Source organism: Chryseobacterium sp. W4I1 (genome assembly GCF_030816115.1).
In the GTDB taxonomy this organism is placed as follows: domain Bacteria; phylum Bacteroidota; class Bacteroidia; order Flavobacteriales; family Weeksellaceae; genus Chryseobacterium.
This window is the reverse complement of the sequence record NZ_JAUSXQ010000001.1, coordinates 1558344-1581103: the sequence shown is the minus strand read 5'-3', so window position 1 is coordinate 1581103 and position 22760 is coordinate 1558344. Positions and strand designations below refer to the sequence as shown.

Here is a 22760-nt window from a genome sequence, read left to right as displayed (position 1 = left end):
TCTCAACTAATGTCAAAGTTAAGCTTAATTTTCTTAGTTTTTATAATAGACATACACGCCAATATCTTTCCCTGCCGCTCTTCTTTCTCGGTTAGGTATTCATTTTCAAGAAGCTCCACTTCACCTTCTTCCAGGTAACATTCACAGCTTCCGCAGATTCCTGATTTACATGAATAAGGCACCGGAAATTTCTGAACAAGAAGTTGCTGCAGGATCTTCTCTCTGTTGTCAGAAAGCTTTGTTTCGTATTCTTTTCCAAACATCTTAAATTCCACTTCTATATTTTCGATCAAAGGAAATTCCTTTTCTACTGGATAAATATCGTCATTATATTCTTCAAAAAGCTCAAAATGAATATTCTTTTTCGGAATTCCATGGTGATAACAGGCATTGGCCAGTGATTTTATCATTTCCCCTTTCCCGCAGATCAACACTTCATCTACTGCATCCCAGATTGTAGATTCTTCGTCCGTATCATCCAGATGGAGAATCTGATTGATAATAAGATTCAGTTTTTTTTCATCCAATCTCCCATAAAAAAATTGGTCAGCTGTTTTCTCTTTTGAAAAGAAGTAAAAAATCTGAAGCCTTTCACCATGTATTCTGGCAAGATTATCCAACTGTTCTCTGTAGATAACTTCTTCAGAGCTTTTGTTTCCAAAGAATAAAAATAGTCTGGTACGAGGTTCCGTATGTAGAATGTTTTTAAAATGGCTCAAGACCGGGGTAATTCCTATTCCAGCTGCAAAAGCAACAATTGTCCTGAATTCACTTGGCTTGGAAACCAGCGTAAACCTTCCGGAAGGCTCTCCCACCATCAACACATCTCCGGCTTTATAATTCTTAAACAATTCAGCAGTAGCACCTTCAGAAGAATTTATTTTTATGCCCAGGCTTATTCTTTTCTCATATGGAGCTGAGGTCATTGAATAATCATTAATGATTTCCTGGCCGTGAGCAATAAATTTTATGCTTACAAACTGTCCTGCTTCAAATTTGAAAATCTCTTGTAAATTCTCAGGAATCTCGAATTCCAGGGAAAAAGTATTTTTGGTCAGTTGTTCCTTTTTCGCTATTTTTAACGGATGAAACTGTATCAGTTTCCCTTTATAGATTTGTTGTTCCATACTTCAATTCAAAAATAGTCAAAAAATAATTTATGAAGAAGATAATTTTATCCACGCTTATTCTTACTGCACTTTACAGCTGTAAAAATGAAGGCCAGAAAACTGAGAATTCTGATGCTGCTGATTCTATTGCTGTAACTGAAAATGCAAGCATAACAGAAGGTGCCTATGTTTCTAAAGAACTTTCTCCGGAAAATGTGGGAAAATATCTGTCTAAAAATAACGACACTTTATATGTTACCAATTTTTTTGCTACCTGGTGCGGACCGTGTATGAGAGAAATTCCTCATTTTAAAAATAAGATGGAAGAATTAAAAGGAAAGCCTGTCAAATTTACATTCATTAATTTAGATGATAAATCTGAGTGGGGCAGCTCTGTAAAGAAATTTGCACAGGAAAATAATCTTGCTGCTCATATTATTCTTTTGGATGGTAAAAAATTGGATTCGACATTTTTCACTACTAATTTTAAGCAGTGGGACGGCGGTTCAATTCCTTTTACCTATTTAAGAAAAGGAGATAAGACCGATGAATATTTAGGGATGATGACAGAAGAAGTATTGAATTCTAAAGTTGAAGCTTTATTAAAATAAACATCCAGATTCTATCTGAACATGTCAAAAAAATTCAAAATCCTGTGTTTACTGCTGGCAGCGACCATTATTTTCACAGCTGTCATCAATCTGAACACAGGATTTTTAAGTTTAAATTTCCAGGATTTTTTTCAGGACTCTCCTCAAAGCCAGATCGCTGAAATCCGTATCAACCGGGTATTGGTCATGCTCTTGGCCGGGATCTCAATCCCGACTTCCGGTTTCCTGATGCAGGAATACTTTCAAAATCCATTGGCCGGCCCGGATATTTTAGGAATCACTTCTGTAGCCAGTTTATCCGTAGCATTTTACATTTTCTTTTCCCACGATTTTCTGATTCCTGAATTCCTGCAAAATAGTTTTCTCAGTCTTTCAGCCATTGCCGGAAGCCTTGTTCTGATGCTGGTACTGCTCTCCATGTCAAATAAATTCCAGGATAAATCCTATCTTATCATTTTTGGATTTCTGGTATCCGCATTTGCCGGTGCTGTCGTTTCACTTTTGCAGTTCTATGCAGAAAATCAAAGTCTTAAAAATTATATTCTATGGTCATTTGGGGCCAACAATATGGTGACCAGGAACCAGATTTATGTATTATTCATATTGGTTTTCATAGGCATGTTTTTCTGTTTCAAAACCATAAAACCACTAATCGGAAATTCGTTGGGCACTTCTTATGCCCGGAGTTTGGGAGTGAACCTTAATCAGCTAAAAATACTGATCATAGCCGCCTCTTCCCTACTTTCGGCATCTGTTACTGCGTTTCTGGGACCTATTTTATTTATTGGAATTATTGTTCCGCATTTCTGCAGACTGATCTATAATCCGTCTAAATTATGGCAGCAATGGATCCTGAACATGTTTCTTGGAATGCTGATCATGATGCTCTTTTCAATAGTGGCTGAAAAAACCCAGATTCCTTTGAATGTGATAAGTTCTGTATTTGGAATTCCTGTTATTTTATTAATGCTTTTGAAACAGAATAAGGTGTAAAAGTGAATAAGTGAATGGTCAATAGTGAATTTTAGGATCGTAAATAAAATCTGCGTAATCTGCAGCATTATATTTTTTTTCCGCAGATTTAGCAGATTAGGCAGATCTTTAAGAAGTTTATAATTAATACATTTGATTTATAATAAAATAGATCTAAGCTTTTTATAAAATGGAGACTACTTTATGAAAAATTCAGAACAATTATTTTTTGTTTAAATATGCATCTAAAAATCAGACAAGCCCATATAGGCTACGGCAAAACCTTAATTTCAAATGCTCATGCAGATCTGAAACTAGGCGATGTATGTCTTTTGATTGGAAATAATGGAGTTGGGAAAACAACGCTGATTAAATCTATTTTGCATCAGATTTCACTTTTAAATGGAGAAATTCTGATCAATGATAAAAATATAAAAAACCTTTCCGTTAAAGAAATCGCAGAAAATATCGCTGTTGTATTCTCAAAATCCAATGTTCCACAGCATTATACCGTTGAAGACCTGATTTCACTTGGGAAATATATCTACTACCCTTTTTATTTTGAGCTTAAAAAAGAAGACAGAGAAGAAGTTTCTCATATCATTGAGGAACTGGATCTTGGTCAATATAAATATACTCTTCTTAAAAATCTTTCGGATGGAAATCTGCAAAAAGCATTTATTGGGCGTGCTATCACTCAAAACTCACCTATTATTATCCTGGATGAACCTACAACGCATCTGGACGAAAAAAACAAACTTATCATCCTAAAAACCCTTCGCAGCCTGGCTAAAGAGCAAAATAAAATCATTTTATTTTCTTCCCACGACTGGAGACTGGCTAAAGAATTTGCAGACAAAATATGGTATGTGAAAAATGAACAACTTTTTTCAGGTATCGTTGAAGATATTTTGCTTCAGCATAATGAGTTGACCAATGCGTCATTATTTCAGATCAATAAAAATTTCGTTCCACCAATCATTATAGCTCCTCCTGTTCATAAAGAAATGCTTTACTCACTTCTTCAGAAAAACTTCGAAAAAGACCTTTCCTCACTACATTTTGAGTATAAGCAGGGCTTTTGGGAAATCCTCAGCTCCAATTCCAAACTTCAATACGAATCATTTGAAGAAATAGTAGATTCTATCAGAAACATTCATTAATACTGTATTTTCATTAATTATTTCATATACTATGCATGCATAGTATTATGCTACTCATACAATTTAACATCTTTATTATCAAGTTATTAACAAAATTTAACGTTAATAAATACTATGCATGCATAATATTTACTAAATTTGGATAACACCATTCGTACATAAATGATGGATAATAATAAAGAAAAAATAGAAAACGTAGATTTAGTTTTGAAGCAGACCTGGTTGGCTGTTTCAAAAATGTATACAGAACTTGCCCAAGAGCATGATTCTACAGCAGTACAAGCCCTCACTCTTCTTAAAATTGATCCCAAGGAAGGCACCCGAAGCACCAACTTGGGTCCGAAAATGGCTATTGAACCCACCTCTTTGACGAGAATCATCAAGCTTCTTGAAGATAATGGATATATCTATAAGGAGAAAACTACCGCCGATAAACGCGAGGTGATCATTAAACTTACCGATAAAGGTTTGAATTCAAGGAATATGTCAAAAGAAGTAGTGGTCAATTTCAATAAGAAAGTAATGGAAAAGATTGCTCCTGAAAAAATTGAAACCTTCAAGGAAGTTATGTCTGAAATCATGAAAATTGCCAACGAATTATTAAATAACAGAAAATAAATGATCATGAAACCATAAGGTTCCATATGATTTTAGCAAATAATAAAAATTTACATATGAAAAGAAGAATCAAACATGTAACGGTTCTTGGTTCGGGAATTATGGGAAGCGGTATTGCGGCACATTTCGCCAACATTGGTGTAGAAGTGTCTCTTTTAGATATCGTTCCTTTTGAACTGACAGAAGCTGAGCAGAAAAAAGGTTTGACCAAAGATGACAAAGTGGTAAGAAACAGAATTGCTTCTGAAAACTTTGAAAAACTGAAAAAAGCGAGTCCTGCCCTTCTCTATTCGCCAAAATTTGCAGATAGAATAAAAGTAGGAAACTTTGATGATGATCTTCAGAAGATTAAAAACACTGATTGGATCATTGAAGTAGTGGTAGAAAAACTTGACATCAAGAAATCTGTTTATGAAAAAATTGAACAGTTCAGAAAACCGGGAACATTAATTTCTTCTAATACATCAGGAATTCCTATCCATTTCTTAACGGAAGGAAGAAGCGATGATTTCAAAAAATATTTTGCGGGAACGCATTTCTTCAACCCGGTAAGATATCTTCCACTTTTAGAAATTATCCCAACTCATGATACAGATCCGGAAGTCGTAGATTTCTACATGACTTATGGAGCTAAATTCCTGGGAAAAACTACCGTTTTAGCAAAAGATACACCCGCATTTATCGCAAACAGAATTGGTGTTTTCTCCATGATGGATCTTCTCCATAATGTACAGAAATTAGGATTAACCGTTTCTGAAGTCGACAAATTGACAGGTCCTGTCATCGGACGTCCGAAATCAGCAACATTCAGAACAGCTGACGTTGTAGGTCTTGATACATTGGTGATGGTGGCCAACGGTGTTCGCCAGAGCGGAGCGGAAGCCAATAATTTCAATGATGTCTTTGCTCTTCCAAGCTATATCCAGACGATGATGGATAATAAGTGGCTGGGTTCTAAAACAGAGCAAGGTTTTTACAAAAAAGTAAAAAATGCGGAAGGGAAATCTGAAATTCATGCTTTAAATCTTGATACATTAGAATACGAACTCCAAGGAAAATCATCATTCCCTACTTTAGAATTAACTAAAAATATTGATAAGCCAATTGACAGATTCAAAGTTTTAATTGGTGGAAAAGATAAAGCAGGGGAATTGTACAGAAAATCTTTAGGAGCATTATTCGCATATGTTTCTCATAAAGTTCCTGAAATCTCTGACGAAGTTTATAAAATAGACGATGCCATGAGAGCAGGTTTCGGGTGGGAAAACGGTCCATTTGAGATTTGGGATGCTGTAGGCGTTCAAAAAGGTATCGAACTGGCTAAGGACGCAGGATATGAAGTTTCAGACTGGGTAAAAAATGTAGAAACGTTCTATAAAGTAAATGATGAAGGCCAAAGTATTTTCGTTGATAAAAATTCAGGGGAATACAATAAAATTCCTGGACAGGATGCCTTTATTATCTTAGACAATATCAGAAAAAACAAAACACTTTGGAGCAATTCAGGGGCAGCAATTGAAGATCTGGGTGACGGTATCATCAATTTTGAGATCCGCTCTAAAATGAATTCTCTGGGTGGCGAAGTTCTTGACGGATTAAACAGAGCCATTGATTTAGCGGAAAAAGAATATGACGGATTGGTTGTTGGAAACCAGGGAACAAATTTCTCTGTTGGAGCCAACCTTGCTATGATCCTAATGATGGCTATAGAACAGGACTGGGATGATCTGAATATGGCGATTGCGTATTTCCAGAAATCCATGATGAGAGTTCGTTACTCTTCTATTCCAGTTGTGGTTGCACCTCACGGAATGACACTTGGTGGTGGCTGCGAAATGACCATGCACGCAGACAGAGTGGTTGCAGCAGCAGAAACATACATCGGATTGGTAGAAACCGGAGTTGGGGTAATTCCTGGCGGTGGTGGTACTAAAGAACTTACTTTAAGAACTTCAAGAGAATTCCACAGTGATGATGTTAAAAACAACAGACTTCGTGAAGCTTTCATGAATATCGCTATGGGTAAAGTAGCCACTTCTGCTTACGAAGCTTACGATATGGGAATTCTTGAAAAAGGAAAAGACATTGTTTCCGTTAGTAAAAACAGACAAATTGCTGAGGCTAAAAAAGTGGCAAAACTATTGGCAGAACAAGGCTACACTCAACCTATCGAACAAAAAGTAAAAGTTCTTGGTAAAGATGCCTTAGGAATGTTCTACGTAGGAACAGACCAAATGCTGACCGGAAATTTCATTTCTGCCCACGACAAGAAAATAGCAGACAAATTAGCCAACGTAATGGTCGGAGGAAATCTTTCCGAACCAACTGTAGTTACGGAACAATACTTATTGAATCTTGAAAGAGAAACATTCTTACAACTTTGTGGAGAGAGAAAAACTTTGGAGAGAATTCAGTATATGTTGCAGAATGGAAAACCATTAAGGAACTAAATTATTCTGTAAAATGTAAAAAGTATTAATGTATTCACGATGCACAATTTCAGAGATTTAGAAGTTTGGACAAAATCAATGAAACTTTGTAAAATATTTTACCTGGCTTCAAATAATTTTCCCAAAGACGAAATGTTTGGACTTACCTCTCAATCAAGAAGAAGTCTTTATTCAATTCCCTCTAACATTGCTGAAGGTGCGGGTCGAGATACCAACGCTCAATTTTCACATTTTCTGAATATTGCTTTAGGTTCTTCATTTGAATTTGAAACTCAAATCTTAATCGCAAACGATTTAGGATTTTTCAAAAATGATGATTTTAAGATTATTTATTCAGAAATCAAATACATACAAAATATGTTAGCAAAATTGAAACAAAAAATTAATACTCAAACATTTTAATCATAAATACATTTTACATAAATACATTAATACAACAAAATGAAACAAGCATATATAGTAAAAGGGTTCAGAACTGCCGTTGGAAAAGCTCCAAAAGGAAGTTTAAGATTTACCAGACCCGATGTGATGGCTGCTACAGTTATTGAAAAACTGATGGCTGAGCTTCCGCAATTAGATAAAAACAGAATTGATGACCTTATTGTAGGGAATGCAATGCCTGAGGCTGAACAGGGACTTAATGTTGCCCGTCTGATCTCTTTAATGGGATTGAATACGGATAAAGTTCCCGGAGTTACCGTAAACAGGTACTGCGCATCTGGAAGTGAAGCTATTGCTATTGCTTCAGCAAAAATTCAGGCTGGAATGGCGGATTGTATCATCGCTGGTGGTACAGAGTCGATGTCTTACATCCCAATGGGTGGTTATAAGCCGGTCCCTGAAACAGATATCGCAAAAACAAACCCTGATTATTACTGGGGAATGGGCTACACTGCAGAAGAAGTGGCAAAACAGTATAATATTACAAGAGAAGAACAGGATCAATTCGCTTATGAATCTCACGTGAAAGCTTTAAAAGCTAATGCTGAAGGAAGATTTGCAAACCAGATCGTTTCTATTCCTGTAGAATATAATTTCCTGGACGAAAACCAGAAAATGCAGTCTAAAAAGTTCGATTTTTCTGTAGATGAAGGTCCTAGAAAAGATACTTCTCTGGAAGGTTTGGCTAAACTAAGACCTGTGTTCGCCAACGGAGGAAGCGTAACTGCCGGAAACTCTTCTCAGATGAGTGATGGAGCTGCTTTCGTCATGGTAATGAGCGAAGAAATGGTAAAAGAATTAGGCCTTGAACCGGAAGCAAGATTAGTAGCTTATGCAGCTGCAGGTCTTGAGCCGAGAATTATGGGTATGGGACCTATTTATGCAATCCCAAAAGCTTTAAAACAAGCAGGCTTGGAACTAAAAGATATTGAGTTAATCGAGTTAAATGAAGCATTCGCATCACAATCTGTTGCTATTAAAAAAGAATTAGGATTAAATCCTGATATTCTGAACGTCAACGGAGGTGCCATTGCTCTTGGCCACCCGCTTGGTTGTACCGGAACAAAATTAACCGTTCAGCTTCTTGATGAAATGAGAAAACGCGGAAACAAGTACGGAATGGTTTCTATGTGCGTGGGAACAGGACAGGGAGCGGCAAGTATCTTTGAACTGCTTTAATAACTGACTAAAGGAGAAAAGAATAAAGAGAAAAGACCAGGATGAAGCATAATTTCAAAAACCTCAATATTTGGAAACTATCTATTGAACTGGCTGATGAAATTTATGCCGTTACTGACAGTTTTCCTAAAAGCGAAGAATTTGGATTGAAATCTCAGCTTAGAAGATGTTCGGTTTCTGTTGCTTCAAATATTGCAGAAGATTCGAGCAGAAGTTCTAATAAAGATTTTAATCGCTTTTTAGAAATAAGCCTTGGTTCTCTTTATGAATTACAGACCCAAGTAATAATATCAAATAAAAGGAATTATTTTGGGTTATCTAAAAATGAAATTATAGAAAATAAAATCACAGAATTACAGAGAATGATTTCGGGCTTTCAGAAAAACTTAAAACTGTAAAGTCTTTATTCTTTTCTCTTTATTCTTCTAATCTTAAAAATAAAAAACAATGAGTGATACACTTAATAAAACATTAAAAGGAGGAGAATTCCTGATCAAGGAAGTTCCTGCAAATGACATTTTCAGTCTTGAAGAACTGAGTGAAGAGCAAAAAATGCTTCGTGATTCGGCAAAAGAATTTATCGACAGAGAAGTAATTCCTCAGAAAGAAAGATTTGAGAAAAAAGATTATGCTTTAACTGAAGAAAAAATGCGTCAGTTAGGTGAAATGGGACTTCTTGGAGTTGCTGTTCCTGAAGAGTACGGTGGTCTTGGAATGGGCTTCGTGAATACCATGTTAGCTTGTGACTATTGTTCAGGAGCCAACGGTTCTTTGGCTACAGCTTATGGAGCTCATACCGGAATCGGAACCCTTCCTATCCTATTATACGGTACAGAGGAGCAAAAGAAAAAATACCTTCCGGATCTGGCTACAGGTACAAAATTCGGAGCATACTGCCTGACTGAACCGGATGCTGGTTCTGATGCCAACTCCGGGAAAACAAGAGCCAAACTTTCTGAAGACGGAAAAAGCTATATCATCAACGGGCAGAAAATGTGGATTTCTAATGCAGGTTTTGCAGAAATTTTCATTGTTTTCGCTAAAATTGATGATGATAAAAACATTACTGGTTTCATCGTAGAAAAAGAAGGAACTGAAGGACTTAGCTTCGGTGAGGAAGAGCATAAATTGGGAATCCGTTCATCTTCTACAAGACAGGTTTTCTTTAATGATATGAAAGTTCCTGCAGAAAACCTTTTAGGTGAAAGAAACAATGGTTTCAAAATCGCTTTAAATGCTTTAAATGTAGGAAGAATCAAACTGGCAGCTGCCAACCTTGACGGACAGAGAAGAATATTAAACCATTCTCTTCAATATTCTAACGAAAGAAAACAGTTTGGAGTTTCTATTTCAACTTTTGGAGCGATCAGAAAGAAACTGGCAGAAATGGCGACCGGAATTTTCGTTGCTGAAGCAGGTTCTTACAGAGCGGCAAAAGATGTTGAAGACAAAATCAATGAATTGGTTGCAAGCGGTCTTGATCACCAGCAGGCTGAACTAAAAGGAGTTGAAGAATTTGCTGTGGAAGCTTCTATTTTGAAAGTTTTCGTTTCTGATTTAACTCAACATACTGCTGATGAGGGTATTCAGATTTATGGTGGAATGGGATTCTCTGAAGATATGCCTATGGAAGCTGCCTGGAGAGATTCAAGAATTGCCAGAATCTATGAAGGAACAAACGAGATTAACAGATTATTGGCAGTAGGAATGCTGATCAAGAGAGCGATGAAAGGAGAACTGGATCTATTATCTCCGGCAATGGCAATCAGTAAAGAATTAATGGGAATTCCTTCATTTGAAGTTCCTGATTATTCAGCATTCATGAGCGAGGAAAAAGCAATCATTGCCAACCTTAAGAAAGTATTCCTTATGGTTTCCGGTGCTGCTCTTCAAAAATTCATGATGGATATTGAGAAACAGCAGCATTTATTATTGAATGCTTCTGAAATTCTTAACCAGATCTATATGGCAGAATCTGCTATATTAAGAGCTGAGAAACATTTTTCTCCTGATTCTGTAGAAGCAGCAATGGCTCAACTTAACCTTTATAAGGCAGTTGAAAAGATTATCGTAGCCGCTAAAGAAGGAATTATTTCTTTCGCTGAAGGTGATGAACAGAGAATGATGCTTTCAGGCTTGAGAAGATTTACAAAGTATACCAACCATCCGAATGTAGTGGCTTTAACTGAAAAAGTAGCTGCTCATTATATTGCTAAAGGAGCTTATTAGTCTTTTATAAAATAAATTTGATTTCAAGGCGTCTCATTTTTTGAGGCGCTTTTTTTACGCCGTTATTCAACAAAATGATATTAAATTAAAACCAATCCCTTAATTAGTAAAACAAAATTGCCTAGTCATTAAGCTTTTCCTGATAATCTATAAAAATATTTTGATAATCTTTTAAATTGGCTGTTCCTGATTTGATGATTTTTCCATTTTTATAGATGCTGTATTCATTCTTTTCATTGGTTTTTAAGCTTTTAAAATTCAGAATAATTCCATCTTTTATCTTTCCTGAAGAATCTGTTTGTAAAGAAGCTAAAGCCTGGGGTGCAAATTTTTCAGCATAATTTCCATAAAAAATTTTCAAAAGTGAATCTTCTTGACTGAAAAAATCTCCAATATTATTGAAAATAGCATCCAGATTATTCAAATCCGAACGGATATCTAATCTATAAAAAAGCTTATAGGTTTTATCCGGATTATCACTTCCTAATTTATTGTAATTGGTGTAAACAGTGCAGCTGCTAACTATATTATTAGAAATAGAAGTAGATATCATAGCATTCTTGGGTAAATGATTAATATCAAAATCAATACTTTCGATTATTATAATGGGTTCATTTTTATATAAAAAAGTTCTGATTTGCTTTTTATCTTTCAGTTCAATTTTTATCAATGAATTTTTATCTGCTGCATTGGTGATGTGTATTGCATCTTTGGTCTTAGAAAATAGTAAAGCATTACCGTAATTTACAGCTGCCATCGTTACAATTATACTATCCAATTTTCCATTTTCATATTTTTTAAAAGTGCTTCCACCTTCAATTTTTATTTCTTTAAAACCCGGCATTTCCATGTCTTGCCCAAAAACAGATACAGAAAACACAAAAAGACTAAAAAAGATCAGAAGATTTTTCATTGTAAACATTTAAAGATGGCCTAAGTTAAGCAATAAAAACTTCCGGTAATATATTTCCTTTTTCTACCCAACGCAGGGGTAGTGACAGAAAATATTTCTACCTGCATAGATCATTTTTTATTTTCCTTATTTTTTTATAATTTTAATAAAAATACGGGCAGCTATTTTTTATATTCAAACTCAAAACCATCAAACTCAAAATAAAAACCTATGGGAAAATTTATAATCTCGAAAAGAACAGACGGTGATTTCAAATTCAGTCTGAAAGCCGGAAACGGACAGGTAATCTTAACTAGTCAGGGATACGCCTCAAAATCCTCGTGCGAAAACGGAATAGAATCTGTACGCACCAATTCGCAAGATGATTCAAAATTTGAAAGAAATAAAGCAAAAGACGAACGTTGCTATTTCAATTTAAAGGCAGGAAACGGTCAGGTCATCGGAACCAGCCAGATGTATGAATCTGAAAACGGAATGGAAAACGGTATAGAATCCGTAAAAAACAACGCTCCAGGCGCTTCTGTAGAGGATGAGACCATTCTTTGATATTTCGTAAAATAATCTCAATAAAAATGTCTTATTTTTTAAGGCATTTTTTATTTTTGTATTCTATTTTCTATTTGAAATGACAAAAGAAGAACAGCTCAACAGAGCCATAAAAATAGCTGATAAAGCACACAAAGGACAAACCGATAAATACCACGCTCCGTACATCGCTCATGTAATGCGGGTAATGGAATATGGTAAAACACTTGACGAAAAGATTGTAGGCGTTCTCCACGATGTAGTGGAAGATCATCCGGAAGAATTCAGCCTTGAATATTTAAGAGCTGAAGGCTTTCCTGAATATATTATTTTTGCCATCAGCTGCCTGACCAAATTTGATCCCGAGGAAGATTACGATGAATTCGTTAAAAGAACAGAGCGATCTCCTCTTGCCGTTGCCGTAAAACTGAATGATCTGCGCGATAATATGGATCTCAGAAGGGTAAACAGGGAGCTTACACCTAAGGATATCAAGAGGTTTAACAAATACCTGAAAGCCTATCATTACCTGATTGAGAAGTATTAATCCGCTCCAGGGAAATCATATGTTTTTGTAGGATGGTTCGTACCGTCGATATTGATATTTAAAGCAAGATAAATAAAGTGAAGGTTTTTATTTCCCTTGGCTTCAAATTCACGCTGCCATAAATATCCCGTCAGAATCCCGAAATAATCATCGATCTGATATCCAAAACCTCCATAAACCCTGTTCCTAGCAAAAGTAGGCTTCATTGGACTTACAAGGAAAATCTCGTCATAAGCATTGGCGAAAATAGTTCCTTTTTTCACGGTTTTTGCATTAAGGGGAACGCTTACGTTCAAACGGTATCGGTAACGCATTCTTTGGGAAGATTTATCTGTAGCCGGTTCGTAGAACCAGCTTTTTTCAGCACGGAAACGGTTTTCAAACTTGACGATCCCTTTTTTCAGGTCGATCACGTCCTGAAGCCATACCCTTAACTCCTCTCTGCTGAGACTGTGATCTTTATAATTCACATATCTTCCAAGGCCTACGAAAGGTTTATGGTTTTTAGTCAGGTTGTATCCTACTCCCCCTTTGATCTCGTAATAATCCGGATAAGTATAGTCTTCATTTCCTCTGAGCTGACCTTCCGCATAGAGGAAGAATTTAGGATGAAACTTATAGGTTAGAGTCACTGCATTGAAGCTGGAAACATGCTCCTGTGCTTTTAAAAAGGTCATACTCAAAACTAAACTCAGACTTAAAAAAAGTTTCATAAAAAATTTTTGCAAAAATAAATTATTTAACAATTTGTTAATATTAACTTTCATTCATTTGGAATTAACATTTACTTAATATTGATCGTATATGAGAAGCCTAAATGAAACCATCTCTGAGGCATTTTAACTCCAAAAGCTTCTGTATATTTTGTATTCGTTAAATTATTGATCAACACATAAACAGAAAAATCTTTTTTGGCAAAACTCAGTTTTTCATCAAGAAGATTATAAGTTCCCAGATTCATCCTTTCATTATATCTGTAAACCAGTTCATTGATAAAATATCCCAGAAATCTCGTTTCCAGCTTGGCCACGACCTGATGCTTCAGATTATCTAAAATATACCTTGAAACAATCTCGTTGGATTTACTTATTTTACTGTCCAGGTACGTATATCCTGCAGTATATTTCAGCCAGTCAAACACTCTGTGGCTCAGTTCCAATTCAACACCTTTTGTATCAATTTTTCCCACATTCTGGGCGTACCATATAGGAGCATTAATGTCAGTCTTTATCCAGTCGATGGAATTTTGAGAATTTCTCATAAAACCACTTACTTTTGCCAGGATTTTGCTATTCTGGTACTGGTATCCTACTTCTGATGAAATAGCGTTCTCAGGAAGCAGATCAGGATTTCCCTGCTCGGTTTTACTTACATAATAAAGGTCGGTAAAGGTGGGAACACGGTGAACTTTTGCAATATTTCCGTAGATTTTGTTATTCTGATTGAAATTATATCCTACATCTAATCCGGGATAAAAAAAGTTTCCTTCTTTGGAATAATTCGCCCAGGAAATTCCCGGACTGATGTTCAGCTTTTTATCCAGCAATGAGAAATGATGTTCAAAGAAAACCTGTGAAACAAATCGGTTTCGCTCACCTAAATTGTTACTCGCCAGAAACTCCTTTCTCAACTCCACACCTACACCAGTAGTTCCCAATCCCCACTGGTAGCTGGAATTCACTTCCCCACCTACATTATTCCCGATATGCATATTTCTGTAACCATCAGGATTGCTTCTTGTAAAAAGATACATATCCTGCCCTCTTCTCCAGTATGCATTAGAACTAATCTTTAAAGCCCCGAATGTCTGCTGATGTGCTAAGCTTACAATAGAAGCTTGTGTTTCCTCATATTGTTCGGTGGCTGTGCTAGATGCATAAAAACCGTTAGCTCCGAATTTCTTTTCAGAAAAGCCGGCCTGCAGCTTCAGATCACCGTTTTTAATGTTCAGTTTACTTTGGTAGAAGACATTTCGGATCTCATAGTCCGTATTGTACATATACCCTTGAGATGAGGCAGAATTAGCCTGAAGAGAATTAGAAAACTTTTCATTTCCCAGCTGCGCGTTGAATCCGAAGCCATAGGTTTCATAATCTCCGCCTTCTGCACTTATTTTTACCCGTTTCCCGGGAGTGGTTTTCGTAATAATATTGATAACGCCGGCATAAGCATTCTGTCCGAATCTTCTGGCAGCAGGTCCTTTAATGATCTCGATTCTTTCCACATCATCCATATCCACAGGTATGTTCATTGAGTTATGCCCTGTCTGGGAGTCATTCATCCGGATGCCATTCAGCAACAGCAGAACCTGTTCAAAAGAACTTCCCCTGAATCCTATATCACTCTGAACTCCGTTGGCACCTCTCCTTCTGATATCCATTCCCGGAACCTGCTGAAGTACCTCATCAATACTTTTGGCCGGAGAATTAGCAATATCTTCTTTGGTAATTACAGTAATATTCTGATTGGCACTTTTATAGGGTGTGGAAATAAATTTTCCCTGAAATTCGATGTTTTCAATAGCTGTGGTTTTATCCTGTGCATGAGCACATAGCATTGATCCCAATAAAAATATACTCCCAATCTTTTTGATCATAATAGTTCCGGTTTTTGTTCTAAATCAGTTTCTTTAAATAGCGGCTCAAAAGTAAGGGAGTTCCCGAAGACAGGCAAATGATAGTTGTCATAAAAAAAAGATGCAGTATGGTTTATACTGCATCTTTTGCGGGAAGTAATTTCTATCTTTTTCTCATTAAATGTGTAACCAGATCTCTAAATAGTTTTACCATCTTTACATTACATATTTATGAATGCAATTTTAACAAATTTTTAAAATACAAAGCAAGAGTAAAAATTAAAAAAATAATGAAAATCATAATTTAATTAAAAATCCCGTATCAACACCTCAGCCATAGAATAAAATAAATAATAATAATTTATCTAACAACAACTTTGCAATACGGAAACTTGGGTTCATTGTAAAGCTAAAATCCATTAAATATAATCCTTTAATGAAAATATTTTAAGCATCTTATTTTCGCTAAAAATTCGTAATTTTGTAGGTCATTATTTTTAAGATGACAACAATCTTTTTTTAAGGATAAACATGGCTAAAACAACAGAAATAGATATAAAAAAACAGATCTTCGTTAAGAATGCACATCTTAATAATCTGAAACATATAGACGTTCTGATCCCGAAGAATAAACTGATCGTGATCACGGGAGTTTCCGGAAGTGGAAAATCTTCTTTGGCATTTGATACTATTTATGCAGAAGGACAGAGAAGATATGTGGAGAGTTTGAGCTCATATGCCCGTCAGTTTTTAGGTAAATTAGAAAAACCAAAGGTAGACGACATCAAAGGGCTTGCCCCTTCTATTGCCATCCAGCAAAAAGTAATTTCTTCCAACCCGCGGTCTACTGTAGGAACTTCTACGGAGATCTACGATTATATGAAACTTCTTTTTGCAAGGATTGGAAAAACATTTTCTCCTGTTTCCGGAGAAGAGGTAAAGAAAGATTCTGTTTCTGATGTGATTGATTTCATTAAAGCATCTGAAAAAGAGACTTCATTCCTATTGACCGCTCCTTTGGAATATGATACAGAAAATTTTAAGGAAGCACTGAATGTTTTAAAACTGGCTGGTTTCACAAGACTTGAAATTAACGGAAATGTCGCTGGAATTGAAGATTTGGAGAGCTTTGGCTTCACTCCTGAAAAGGGAATGACCATCAATCTTGTGATCGACCGTTTCTCTTATGAAGAAGATGAAAGTTTCCTTCAGAGACTCGCAGATTCCATACAGATGGCATTCTATGAAGGCCACGGTTATTGTGCACTGAAGAATACAGACACAGGAAAAGTAAAAGAATTTTCTAATAAATTCGAGCTGGACGGAATGGAATTCCTTGAACCGAATGTTCATTTTTTCAGCTTTAATAATCCTTATGGCGCTTGCCCTGCATGTGAAGGTTACGGAAAAGTGATCGGGATAGATGAAGACCTTGTGGTTCCCAATAAAACTTTATCCGTTTACGAAGATGCAGTGGTTTCCTGGAGAGGCGAAAGCATGAGTGAATGGAAAAAATCATTCATTAAAAAAGCCGGGGACTTTCCTATTCACAAGCCTTACCATCAATTGTCCAAGGAGCAGAAAAATTTTCTTTGGAAAGGTGACGGCAAAAGCAGTTTCCCATCGATCAATAATTTCTTCAAAATGCTTGAAGAAAACCTGTACAAGATACAATACCGCGTTATGCTTTCCAGGTACAGAGGGAAAACACTCTGCCATACCTGTGATGGACTGAGATTGCGTGAAGAGACAAGCTGGGTAAAAATAGACGGGCACAACATTCAGTCAATGATTGAGCTTCCGTTGGATGAACTATATCCTTTAATAGAAGGTTTGAAACTTTCTGAGCATGATCAGGATGTTGCCAAAAGATTGTTGTACGAGATCAAGACCCGGATTGAATTTTTATTAAAAGTAGGTTTAGGTTATTTAACGATCAACAGAACCTCCAATACACTTTCCGGTGGTGAAAGTCAGAGGATCAATCTTGCCACAAGTTTGGGAAGTTCTTTGGTAGGATCTATTTATATTCTGGATGAACCTTCCATTGGTCTTCACTCAAGAGATACTGAAAACCTGATCGGAGTTTTAAAGAATCTTCGTGATCTGGGAAATACCGTTATTGTGGTGGAACATGATGAAGATGTCATGAAAGCTGCAGATTATATTATAGATATTGGTCCGGAAGCTGGTTACCTTGGCGGTGAGCTGGTTTTTGCAGGAGATTATCATGATCTTAAAAATGCAGATACCCTTACCTCAAAATATTTAACCGGAAGAATGGAGATTGAAGTTCCTAAAAAACGACGAAAAGCCAAGGAATGGATCCATATTAAAGGAGCGAGACAAAATAATCTTAAAAATATAGACGTAGATGTTCCTCTGGAAAGCCTTACGGTGATCTCCGGGGTTTCCGGAAGTGGAAAATCTACCCTGATGAAGGAAATTTTAACGAATGATATTCAGATCCAGCTTGGAATGGGTGGCAAAAAAGGAGATTACGACTCTGTAGAATTTCCTAAGAAACTGATTAAAAATATTGAACTGATCGACCAGAACCCGATCGGGAAATCATCGCGTTCCAACCCGGTAACTTATCTGAAAGCCTATGATGATATCAGAGATCTGTTCGCTAAGCAGAAAGTTTCAAAAATGATGGGTTATAAGCCTAAACATTTCTCTTTCAACGTAGATGGCGGACGATGTGATGAGTGCAAAGGTGAAGGGGTTATCAATGTTTCCATGCAGTTCATGGCAGATATTGAGCTGGAATGTGAGGTTTGTAAAGGAACCCGTTTCAAAAACGAAATCCTGGAAGTGAAATTCGATGAGAAAAGTATTTCCGATATTCTTCATATGACGGTAGATGAAGCATTAGCGTTCTTTAAAGATAATAATGAAGACAAGATCGTCACTAAACTGAGACCGCTTCAGGAAGTGGGATTAGGCTACCTGCAGCTTGGACAAAGCTCTTCTACCCTTTCCGGCGGTGAAGCACAGCGTGTGAAACTGGCTTCATTCCTTGTGAAAGGAGTGACAACAGACAAGACCCTGTTTATTTTTGATGAACCTTCTACAGGATTGCATTTCCATGATATTCAGAAATTGCTGAAATCATTGCAGGCTCTGATCGATCTAGGACATTCTGTGATCGTTATCGAACATCAGCCGGATATTATCAAGTCGGCCGACTTTATTATCGACATTGGTCCTGAAGCAGGAAAATATGGTGGTGAAGTGGTTTTTGCCGGAACACCGGAAGACCTCGCGAATGATAAAAAGTCGCACACTGCGAAATATATTAAGGAAAAACTTGAAAACTAGATATGAATAGAGAGCCATTTGGCTCTCTATTTTTTTTATTCACTTATTCAATCCTGACTTACACATTATACAAAAACGGACATTCTCTAATAAAAGATGTGTCGTCAAGCTGGGAAACCAAAAATTGATATAAATCTGCTGCACTGATTTTCTCTCCTAGGCAATCTCTTAGATTGGCTTCTGTTTCAAAATGTTCGGAAGCTGGAATAATCAATGGAAGCCGGATCAATGTCCAGTCCAGATTGCTGTTCATTAGGATTTCGTATTCATCTTGTTTATTCCTTGTTGTCTTTGGATAATTCTGATACATCCACTCTGTTGCAGCTTTTACCTTATCATTTTTATGATCAAAAGGCGTGTCTACATTCAGACCGGTAATGGTAATATATCGTTTAATTCCATGGGAATTCATAGATTGTATAATATTATTGGTAGCATCTGTAAATATAGGTTCTTCACCTACAGGCTGTCCTATTTTACTGATCACTGCACTGCAACCTGCAATAAGAGTATCTATAGCTTCCGGATCTCTTGCATCTCCCTTTAAAATTTCAATGAGAGGATCTTTTACGTTAAAGTTTTGGGGATTTCGAAGCAGCAGCTTCATTGGATATCCTTTTTTCACAAGTTCCCGAACAAGATAATTACCGGTTTTTCCAGTACCACCTATAACAGCAATTTTATTTGTTTTCATAATATTCTCTTTTTGTTTAAAAATTAAGATACAATAATGACTGGGCAGCAACCCGGACATTTATTGTTTGATATTTTAGTATTGAATAATAGTAAATTAAGGTTCTGAAAAAATTGAACCTTATAATTTCAGGCATTTAGAAATTTACCTGAACCAGTGATGATATTTTATAAAGAGATATTAATGAGTCAAATATAAGTATTTATTTAAAAAAATTATACGTTGATAAAGTTAATTTTCCAAAGCTTTTTTCAAACCTATTTTATTATCTTAGAAAGAAAAATTATTTTCCTCTATTTCCTAAAACATTGATTGATTTTCGCCTTTTAATCTGAATTAAACATCATGAAATATAAAATTCTATTCACTTCCTTTCTTATTCTGTCATTATGCAATTGCGCCTCTAAAAAAAATATCAGTTCAACCAAAATATATAAAACAAAGTTAGATACGCTGACATTATTTGATCAAAGCCGAAACCGTAAAATTCCCGTTGCTTTCTACAGCCCGGAAACCGATCAAAAAATTCCTGCACAACAAATCATCATTTTCAGTCATGGCTACGGAGCTAATAAAGGAGGTGATTACTTTGTCTATTCCTATTTAACCGAAATGCTGGCTTCAAAAGGGTATTTCACAGTCAGCATCCAGCATGAGCTTCCCACTGATGAGCTGATTCCGATGGAAGGAAAGCCACAAATCGTAAGAATGCCTTTCTGGGAACGTGGGACAGATAACATTTTATTTGTTCTGAATGAACTTAAAAAGATCAGACCGGATCTTGACTATAAACACCTGACTCTAATTGGGCATTCCAATGGTGGAGACATGACAGCTTTATTCGCTAATAAATACTCTTCTCTTGTGTATAAAATTATTACTATGGACAACCGAAGAATGTATCTTCCCAGAACTTCCCTTCCTAAAATATACACCATTCGTTCTAATGATTATCCTGCTGATGAAGGCGTATTACCCACATCTGAAGAGCAGAAAAAATATGGTATTACTGTACAGCAAACTGATATTAATCACGGCCACATGGACAATAAGGGAAGTGATGAAGAGAAAGAAATATTGAAAAGTATGATTTTTAAATACACTGAAATACAATAACTTAAATACTTATCCACAATAAATTGTGGATAACTTGTGAATTTTAACATTAAATTCATGTTTCGTATTAAAAATAGTGCTAAATTTACTATGTAATACAACTGAAATGAAATCATTTTTTGCTTTTTTCAGCTTTGAAATTGCAATTAAATTTGAAATAAAAATTTAAGCACAGCATTGTCGGCTGTGCTTTTTATTGTTGTCTAATTAAAAAAATGAGATGTATTTATCTACTGGATCCGCTTCTAAAGAGCGGATTCTTTTTTTACATTGATTAAGTTTCTAAATAAAATCATTGAAAAACAAACTGTAATTAGTGTAAAATCTTTTATGTTTTTAAATTAATTAGTATTTTTATTTTTCCAAGGCCCCATAGTTCAACGGATAGAATAGAAGTTTCCTAAACTTTAGATCCAGGTTCGATTCCTGGTGGGGCTACCAGATGCCATAATGATTATTGTTTCATTATTATTTACTCTACCGCACATTCTGAGAATTAAGGTTAATGGACAGAGCTGTATTTAGAAAATAAGTTAAGTCAATTCATTAATATCGGAATTTTCACAAAGCTATCGTTGTACCATTTCACTTGTAAGGGTTCTTTGGCGTCTTTAATGGTTTCTTCGCTTACAGTTTTTCCTGTTCCGTAGTTGAGTTCAGAAAACGGATTTTTATTTACATTCAGAGAGATGACCAGCCGGCTTCCTTTGCTTAACTGTTTACTTACCAAATGTGTATTGGAGAATGGAATAGCTTCAATTTCATTAGGTTTCAGCAATTTTCTTTTTGTAATATCCGTTGAGAAACTTGCCCGCCCTATAAAATAAGACAGATGAAAATATTCCCCATTGGGCATTAATTCATATAACGTTACTCCGATATCCATATCCTTTTTATTGATGCTGGCCTTAATTTCCCCTAAAAAGGAACCATTTATTAACAGGGGTTCTTCCAAAGGTTCACTAACAAAATTAAATCCGTTAGATGTATCAATCTCCTTTCGGATAATAGGTTCCGGGTAATAATCATTATTTGTTATTTCCCTGTTTGCAAAATCTACCTGCTGTGCTAAATAACTCTTCTTAGCAGGTTTTTGTGAATTTAAAGAGTAGAATTTACCTGACTTTTTATCTGTTAGATACAGCGTTAAAAAACCATTACTCATTTTGTCAATAGATGGAGCACTTCGCCATTCATTGGAACCCATTACCTGATAGTTAATTCTATCTTTTAACATTTCAGGTTTAGTCCCATTCTTTAAAATATAATCAAACCATTGATAAGTGATTTTATTGATATCAAATAACGCAACAGGATCTACCTGATATTGGTACAGAATAGCTTCTCCTCCACTTTGAGTCCCAAAATGCCCATAAGGTCCTATAATTAAATAAGCAGGTGTCTGAGGACTATACTTTTGGAGTTCTCTCAAATAATACAAGCCCGAGCTCTGCCCGTCATTATAGTACCCGTCAAATGCCAAAACAGGTATTTTTATTTGTGCAAAATCTTTTTCATAGGGAGTCATTTTTTGCCAATACTGATCAAAAGAAGGATGGCTGATCCATCGCTGAAACCATTTGTTAGGTACACCGTCTATACTATCTAATTTCTTATAGGCAACTCCTGTTTCCCACCATTTATTTTGCATTTTTCTAAAACGTTGTCTGTCATTTCCAGCTATGGTGTCCAGGTATTTATTATTTCCAACATAGAATGCCCATTCATAATTAGGGTTAACAAAAATATTATTTTCTACAGGCAAACCCTGCCCCGGTCTGGCCGCTACATAAGGTACAATTGTTTTAAGGGCGGGATGCAGATTTTTACATGCGGCCCATTGCGTAAATCCATTATAACTTCCTCCATACATTCCAACACTTCCATTAGACCATTTTTGTTTACTGATCCAATCTATGACATCATAGGTATCATTGGCATCATTCTCATATGGAAGTATTTCACCTTGACCGAATCTTTTTCCTCTTGCATAGGCCATAACTCCTATGTATCCATTATCTACAGATCTCTTTAATGATACCATATCCCTGCCTGCATCCCTAACATAAATTGTTGACTGAAGTATAACAGGTGCAGGTGTTTCGTCTCCTTTTTTACGCACTACTATTAAAGATAAGGTTGCTCCATCTCTTGTTCTTACAGAAACACTATCCTGAATATTGTAAATACTCGTTAAGTCTTCCGTTTTTGCTTTTTTTGTTTGTTGGGCCGGACAATAGAAAAATGCCAGGAATAGTATGAGGAAATTCAAGAATATTTTCATTGGTTAGCTT

General features: G+C 35.9%; 19 protein-coding genes and 1 tRNA gene. 14 read left to right on the top strand and 6 right to left on the bottom strand.

Going from position 1 to position 22760, the window contains the following annotated elements:
• Window positions 1–2: 2 nt before the first annotated feature.
• Window positions 3–1127 carry a ferredoxin--NADP reductase gene (locus tag QF044_RS07280; protein WP_307265525.1) on the bottom strand — a complete coding sequence of 375 codons (1125 nt, stop codon included), beginning with the start codon at window positions 1125–1127 and terminating at the stop codon, window positions 3–5.
• A 32-nt stretch (window positions 1128–1159) separates the two neighbouring features.
• Here QF044_RS07280 and QF044_RS07275 point away from each other — a divergent pair, with 32 nt between their 5' ends.
• The 9 genes from QF044_RS07275 (at window position 1160) to QF044_RS07235 (ending at window position 10772) form a co-directional block, all read left to right on the top strand.
• Entirely contained in the window at window positions 1160–1720 is a 561-nt protein-coding gene (locus tag QF044_RS07275; RefSeq protein ID WP_307265522.1) for a TlpA disulfide reductase family protein, read from the top strand.
• Window positions 1721–1741: 21 nt separating this feature from the next.
• Window positions 1742–2713 carry an iron ABC transporter permease gene (locus QF044_RS07270; protein ID WP_307265520.1) on the top strand — a complete coding sequence of 324 codons (972 nt, stop codon included), beginning with the start codon at window positions 1742–1744 and terminating at the stop codon, window positions 2711–2713.
• A gap of 218 nt (window positions 2714–2931) precedes the next feature.
• Window positions 2932–3855 (top strand): ABC transporter ATP-binding protein, encoded by a 924-nt coding sequence (locus QF044_RS07265; protein ID WP_307265516.1) that lies wholly within the window; start codon window positions 2932–2934, stop codon window positions 3853–3855.
• A gap of 165 nt (window positions 3856–4020) precedes the next feature.
• Entirely contained in the window at window positions 4021–4473 is a 453-nt protein-coding gene (locus tag QF044_RS07260; protein ID WP_034727924.1) for a MarR family winged helix-turn-helix transcriptional regulator, read from the top strand.
• Between the two features lie 56 nt (window positions 4474–4529).
• The gene (locus tag QF044_RS07255; protein WP_307265513.1) at window positions 4530–6923 is read left to right on the top strand and encodes a 3-hydroxyacyl-CoA dehydrogenase/enoyl-CoA hydratase family protein; all 2394 of its coding nucleotides are present in this window, start codon (window positions 4530–4532) and stop codon (window positions 6921–6923) included.
• 39 nt (window positions 6924–6962) lie between these two features.
• Window positions 6963–7325 (top strand): four helix bundle protein, encoded by a 363-nt coding sequence (locus QF044_RS07250; RefSeq protein WP_307265512.1) that lies wholly within the window; start codon window positions 6963–6965, stop codon window positions 7323–7325.
• Window positions 7326–7364: 39 nt separating this feature from the next.
• The gene (locus tag QF044_RS07245) at window positions 7365–8543 is read left to right on the top strand and encodes an acetyl-CoA C-acyltransferase (RefSeq protein ID WP_307265510.1); all 1179 of its coding nucleotides are present in this window, start codon (window positions 7365–7367) and stop codon (window positions 8541–8543) included.
• A 41-nt stretch (window positions 8544–8584) separates the two neighbouring features.
• A complete protein-coding gene (locus QF044_RS07240; RefSeq protein ID WP_307265508.1) occupies window positions 8585–8941 on the top strand; it encodes a four helix bundle protein in 357 nt (118 codons plus the stop codon).
• A 49-nt stretch (window positions 8942–8990) separates the two neighbouring features.
• Window positions 8991–10772, top strand: coding sequence for an acyl-CoA dehydrogenase family protein (locus QF044_RS07235; RefSeq protein ID WP_307265506.1), 1782 nt, complete (start codon window positions 8991–8993; stop codon window positions 10770–10772).
• Between the two features lie 121 nt (window positions 10773–10893).
• Here the strand turns inward: QF044_RS07235 and QF044_RS07230 are convergent, their stop codons facing one another.
• Window positions 10894–11685, bottom strand: coding sequence for a hypothetical protein (locus QF044_RS07230; RefSeq protein ID WP_307265504.1), 792 nt, complete (start codon window positions 11683–11685; stop codon window positions 10894–10896).
• Between the two features lie 210 nt (window positions 11686–11895).
• Here QF044_RS07230 and QF044_RS07225 point away from each other — a divergent pair, with 210 nt between their 5' ends.
• Window positions 11896–12231 carry a YegP family protein gene (locus QF044_RS07225; protein ID WP_307265501.1) on the top strand — a complete coding sequence of 112 codons (336 nt, stop codon included), beginning with the start codon at window positions 11896–11898 and terminating at the stop codon, window positions 12229–12231.
• Between the two features lie 79 nt (window positions 12232–12310).
• On the top strand, window positions 12311–12757 hold the full coding sequence (locus QF044_RS07220) for a phosphohydrolase (protein ID WP_307265499.1): 447 nt from the start codon (window positions 12311–12313) through the stop codon (window positions 12755–12757).
• On the opposite strand, the gene QF044_RS07215 is transcribed toward QF044_RS07220, so the two are convergent.
• Together QF044_RS07215 and QF044_RS07210 are read right to left on the bottom strand one after the other, a co-directional pair.
• Window positions 12754–13470, bottom strand: coding sequence for a DUF2490 domain-containing protein (locus tag QF044_RS07215; RefSeq protein WP_307265496.1), 717 nt, complete (start codon window positions 13468–13470; stop codon window positions 12754–12756). The two genes, QF044_RS07220 and QF044_RS07215, sit on opposite strands and share 4 nt — an antisense overlap.
• Before the next feature lie 71 nt (window positions 13471–13541).
• Entirely contained in the window at window positions 13542–15353 is a 1812-nt protein-coding gene (locus tag QF044_RS07210) for a TonB-dependent siderophore receptor (RefSeq protein ID WP_307265493.1), read from the bottom strand.
• Between the two features lie 510 nt (window positions 15354–15863).
• Here QF044_RS07210 and uvrA point away from each other — a divergent pair.
• On the top strand, window positions 15864–18656 hold the full coding sequence (gene uvrA, locus QF044_RS07205) for an excinuclease ABC subunit UvrA (RefSeq protein ID WP_307265491.1): 2793 nt from the start codon (window positions 15864–15866) through the stop codon (window positions 18654–18656).
• Between the two features lie 58 nt (window positions 18657–18714).
• Here the strand turns inward: uvrA and QF044_RS07200 are convergent, their stop codons facing one another.
• Window positions 18715–19350 carry an NAD(P)-dependent oxidoreductase gene (locus tag QF044_RS07200; protein WP_307265488.1) on the bottom strand — a complete coding sequence of 212 codons (636 nt, stop codon included), beginning with the start codon at window positions 19348–19350 and terminating at the stop codon, window positions 18715–18717.
• A 345-nt stretch (window positions 19351–19695) separates the two neighbouring features.
• On the opposite strand from QF044_RS07200, the gene QF044_RS07195 reads away from it, so the two are divergent.
• Together QF044_RS07195 and QF044_RS07190 are read left to right on the top strand one after the other, a co-directional pair.
• Entirely contained in the window at window positions 19696–20466 is a 771-nt protein-coding gene (locus QF044_RS07195) for an alpha/beta hydrolase (RefSeq protein ID WP_307265486.1), read from the top strand.
• A gap of 366 nt (window positions 20467–20832) precedes the next feature.
• A tRNA-Arg gene (locus tag QF044_RS07190) sits at window positions 20833–20907 on the top strand.
• 97 nt (window positions 20908–21004) lie between these two features.
• On the opposite strand, the gene QF044_RS07185 is transcribed toward QF044_RS07190, so the two are convergent.
• Window positions 21005–22750: a CocE/NonD family hydrolase gene (locus tag QF044_RS07185; protein ID WP_307265483.1), complete on the bottom strand. Its 1746-nt coding sequence runs from the start codon at window positions 22748–22750 to the stop codon at window positions 21005–21007.
• Window positions 22751–22760: the final 10 nt, after the last annotated feature.

Coding starts and splice junctions, on each gene's coding strand:
- QF044_RS07280 (WP_307265525.1), bottom strand. CDS start 1,127: ATGGAACAACAAATCTATAAAGGGAAACTGATACAGTTTCATCCGTTA.
- QF044_RS07275 (WP_307265522.1), top strand. CDS start 1,160: ATGAAGAAGATAATTTTATCCACGCTTATTCTTACTGCACTTTACAGC.
- QF044_RS07270 (WP_307265520.1), top strand. CDS start 1,742: ATGTCAAAAAAATTCAAAATCCTGTGTTTACTGCTGGCAGCGACCATT.
- QF044_RS07265 (WP_307265516.1), top strand. CDS start 2,932: ATGCATCTAAAAATCAGACAAGCCCATATAGGCTACGGCAAAACCTTA.
- QF044_RS07260 (WP_034727924.1), top strand. CDS start 4,021: ATGGATAATAATAAAGAAAAAATAGAAAACGTAGATTTAGTTTTGAAG.
- QF044_RS07255 (WP_307265513.1), top strand. CDS start 4,530: ATGAAAAGAAGAATCAAACATGTAACGGTTCTTGGTTCGGGAATTATG.
- QF044_RS07250 (WP_307265512.1), top strand. CDS start 6,963: ATGCACAATTTCAGAGATTTAGAAGTTTGGACAAAATCAATGAAACTT.
- QF044_RS07245 (WP_307265510.1), top strand. CDS start 7,365: ATGAAACAAGCATATATAGTAAAAGGGTTCAGAACTGCCGTTGGAAAA.
- QF044_RS07240 (WP_307265508.1), top strand. CDS start 8,585: ATGAAGCATAATTTCAAAAACCTCAATATTTGGAAACTATCTATTGAA.
- QF044_RS07235 (WP_307265506.1), top strand. CDS start 8,991: ATGAGTGATACACTTAATAAAACATTAAAAGGAGGAGAATTCCTGATC.
- QF044_RS07230 (WP_307265504.1), bottom strand. CDS start 11,685: ATGAAAAATCTTCTGATCTTTTTTAGTCTTTTTGTGTTTTCTGTATCT.
- QF044_RS07225 (WP_307265501.1), top strand. CDS start 11,896: ATGGGAAAATTTATAATCTCGAAAAGAACAGACGGTGATTTCAAATTC.
- QF044_RS07220 (WP_307265499.1), top strand. CDS start 12,311: ATGACAAAAGAAGAACAGCTCAACAGAGCCATAAAAATAGCTGATAAA.
- QF044_RS07215 (WP_307265496.1), bottom strand. CDS start 13,470: ATGAAACTTTTTTTAAGTCTGAGTTTAGTTTTGAGTATGACCTTTTTA.
- QF044_RS07210 (WP_307265493.1), bottom strand. CDS start 15,353: ATGATCAAAAAGATTGGGAGTATATTTTTATTGGGATCAATGCTATGT.
- uvrA (WP_307265491.1), top strand. CDS start 15,864: ATGGCTAAAACAACAGAAATAGATATAAAAAAACAGATCTTCGTTAAG.
- QF044_RS07200 (WP_307265488.1), bottom strand. CDS start 19,350: ATGAAAACAAATAAAATTGCTGTTATAGGTGGTACTGGAAAAACCGGT.
- QF044_RS07195 (WP_307265486.1), top strand. CDS start 19,696: ATGAAATATAAAATTCTATTCACTTCCTTTCTTATTCTGTCATTATGC.
- QF044_RS07185 (WP_307265483.1), bottom strand. CDS start 22,750: ATGAAAATATTCTTGAATTTCCTCATACTATTCCTGGCATTTTTCTAT.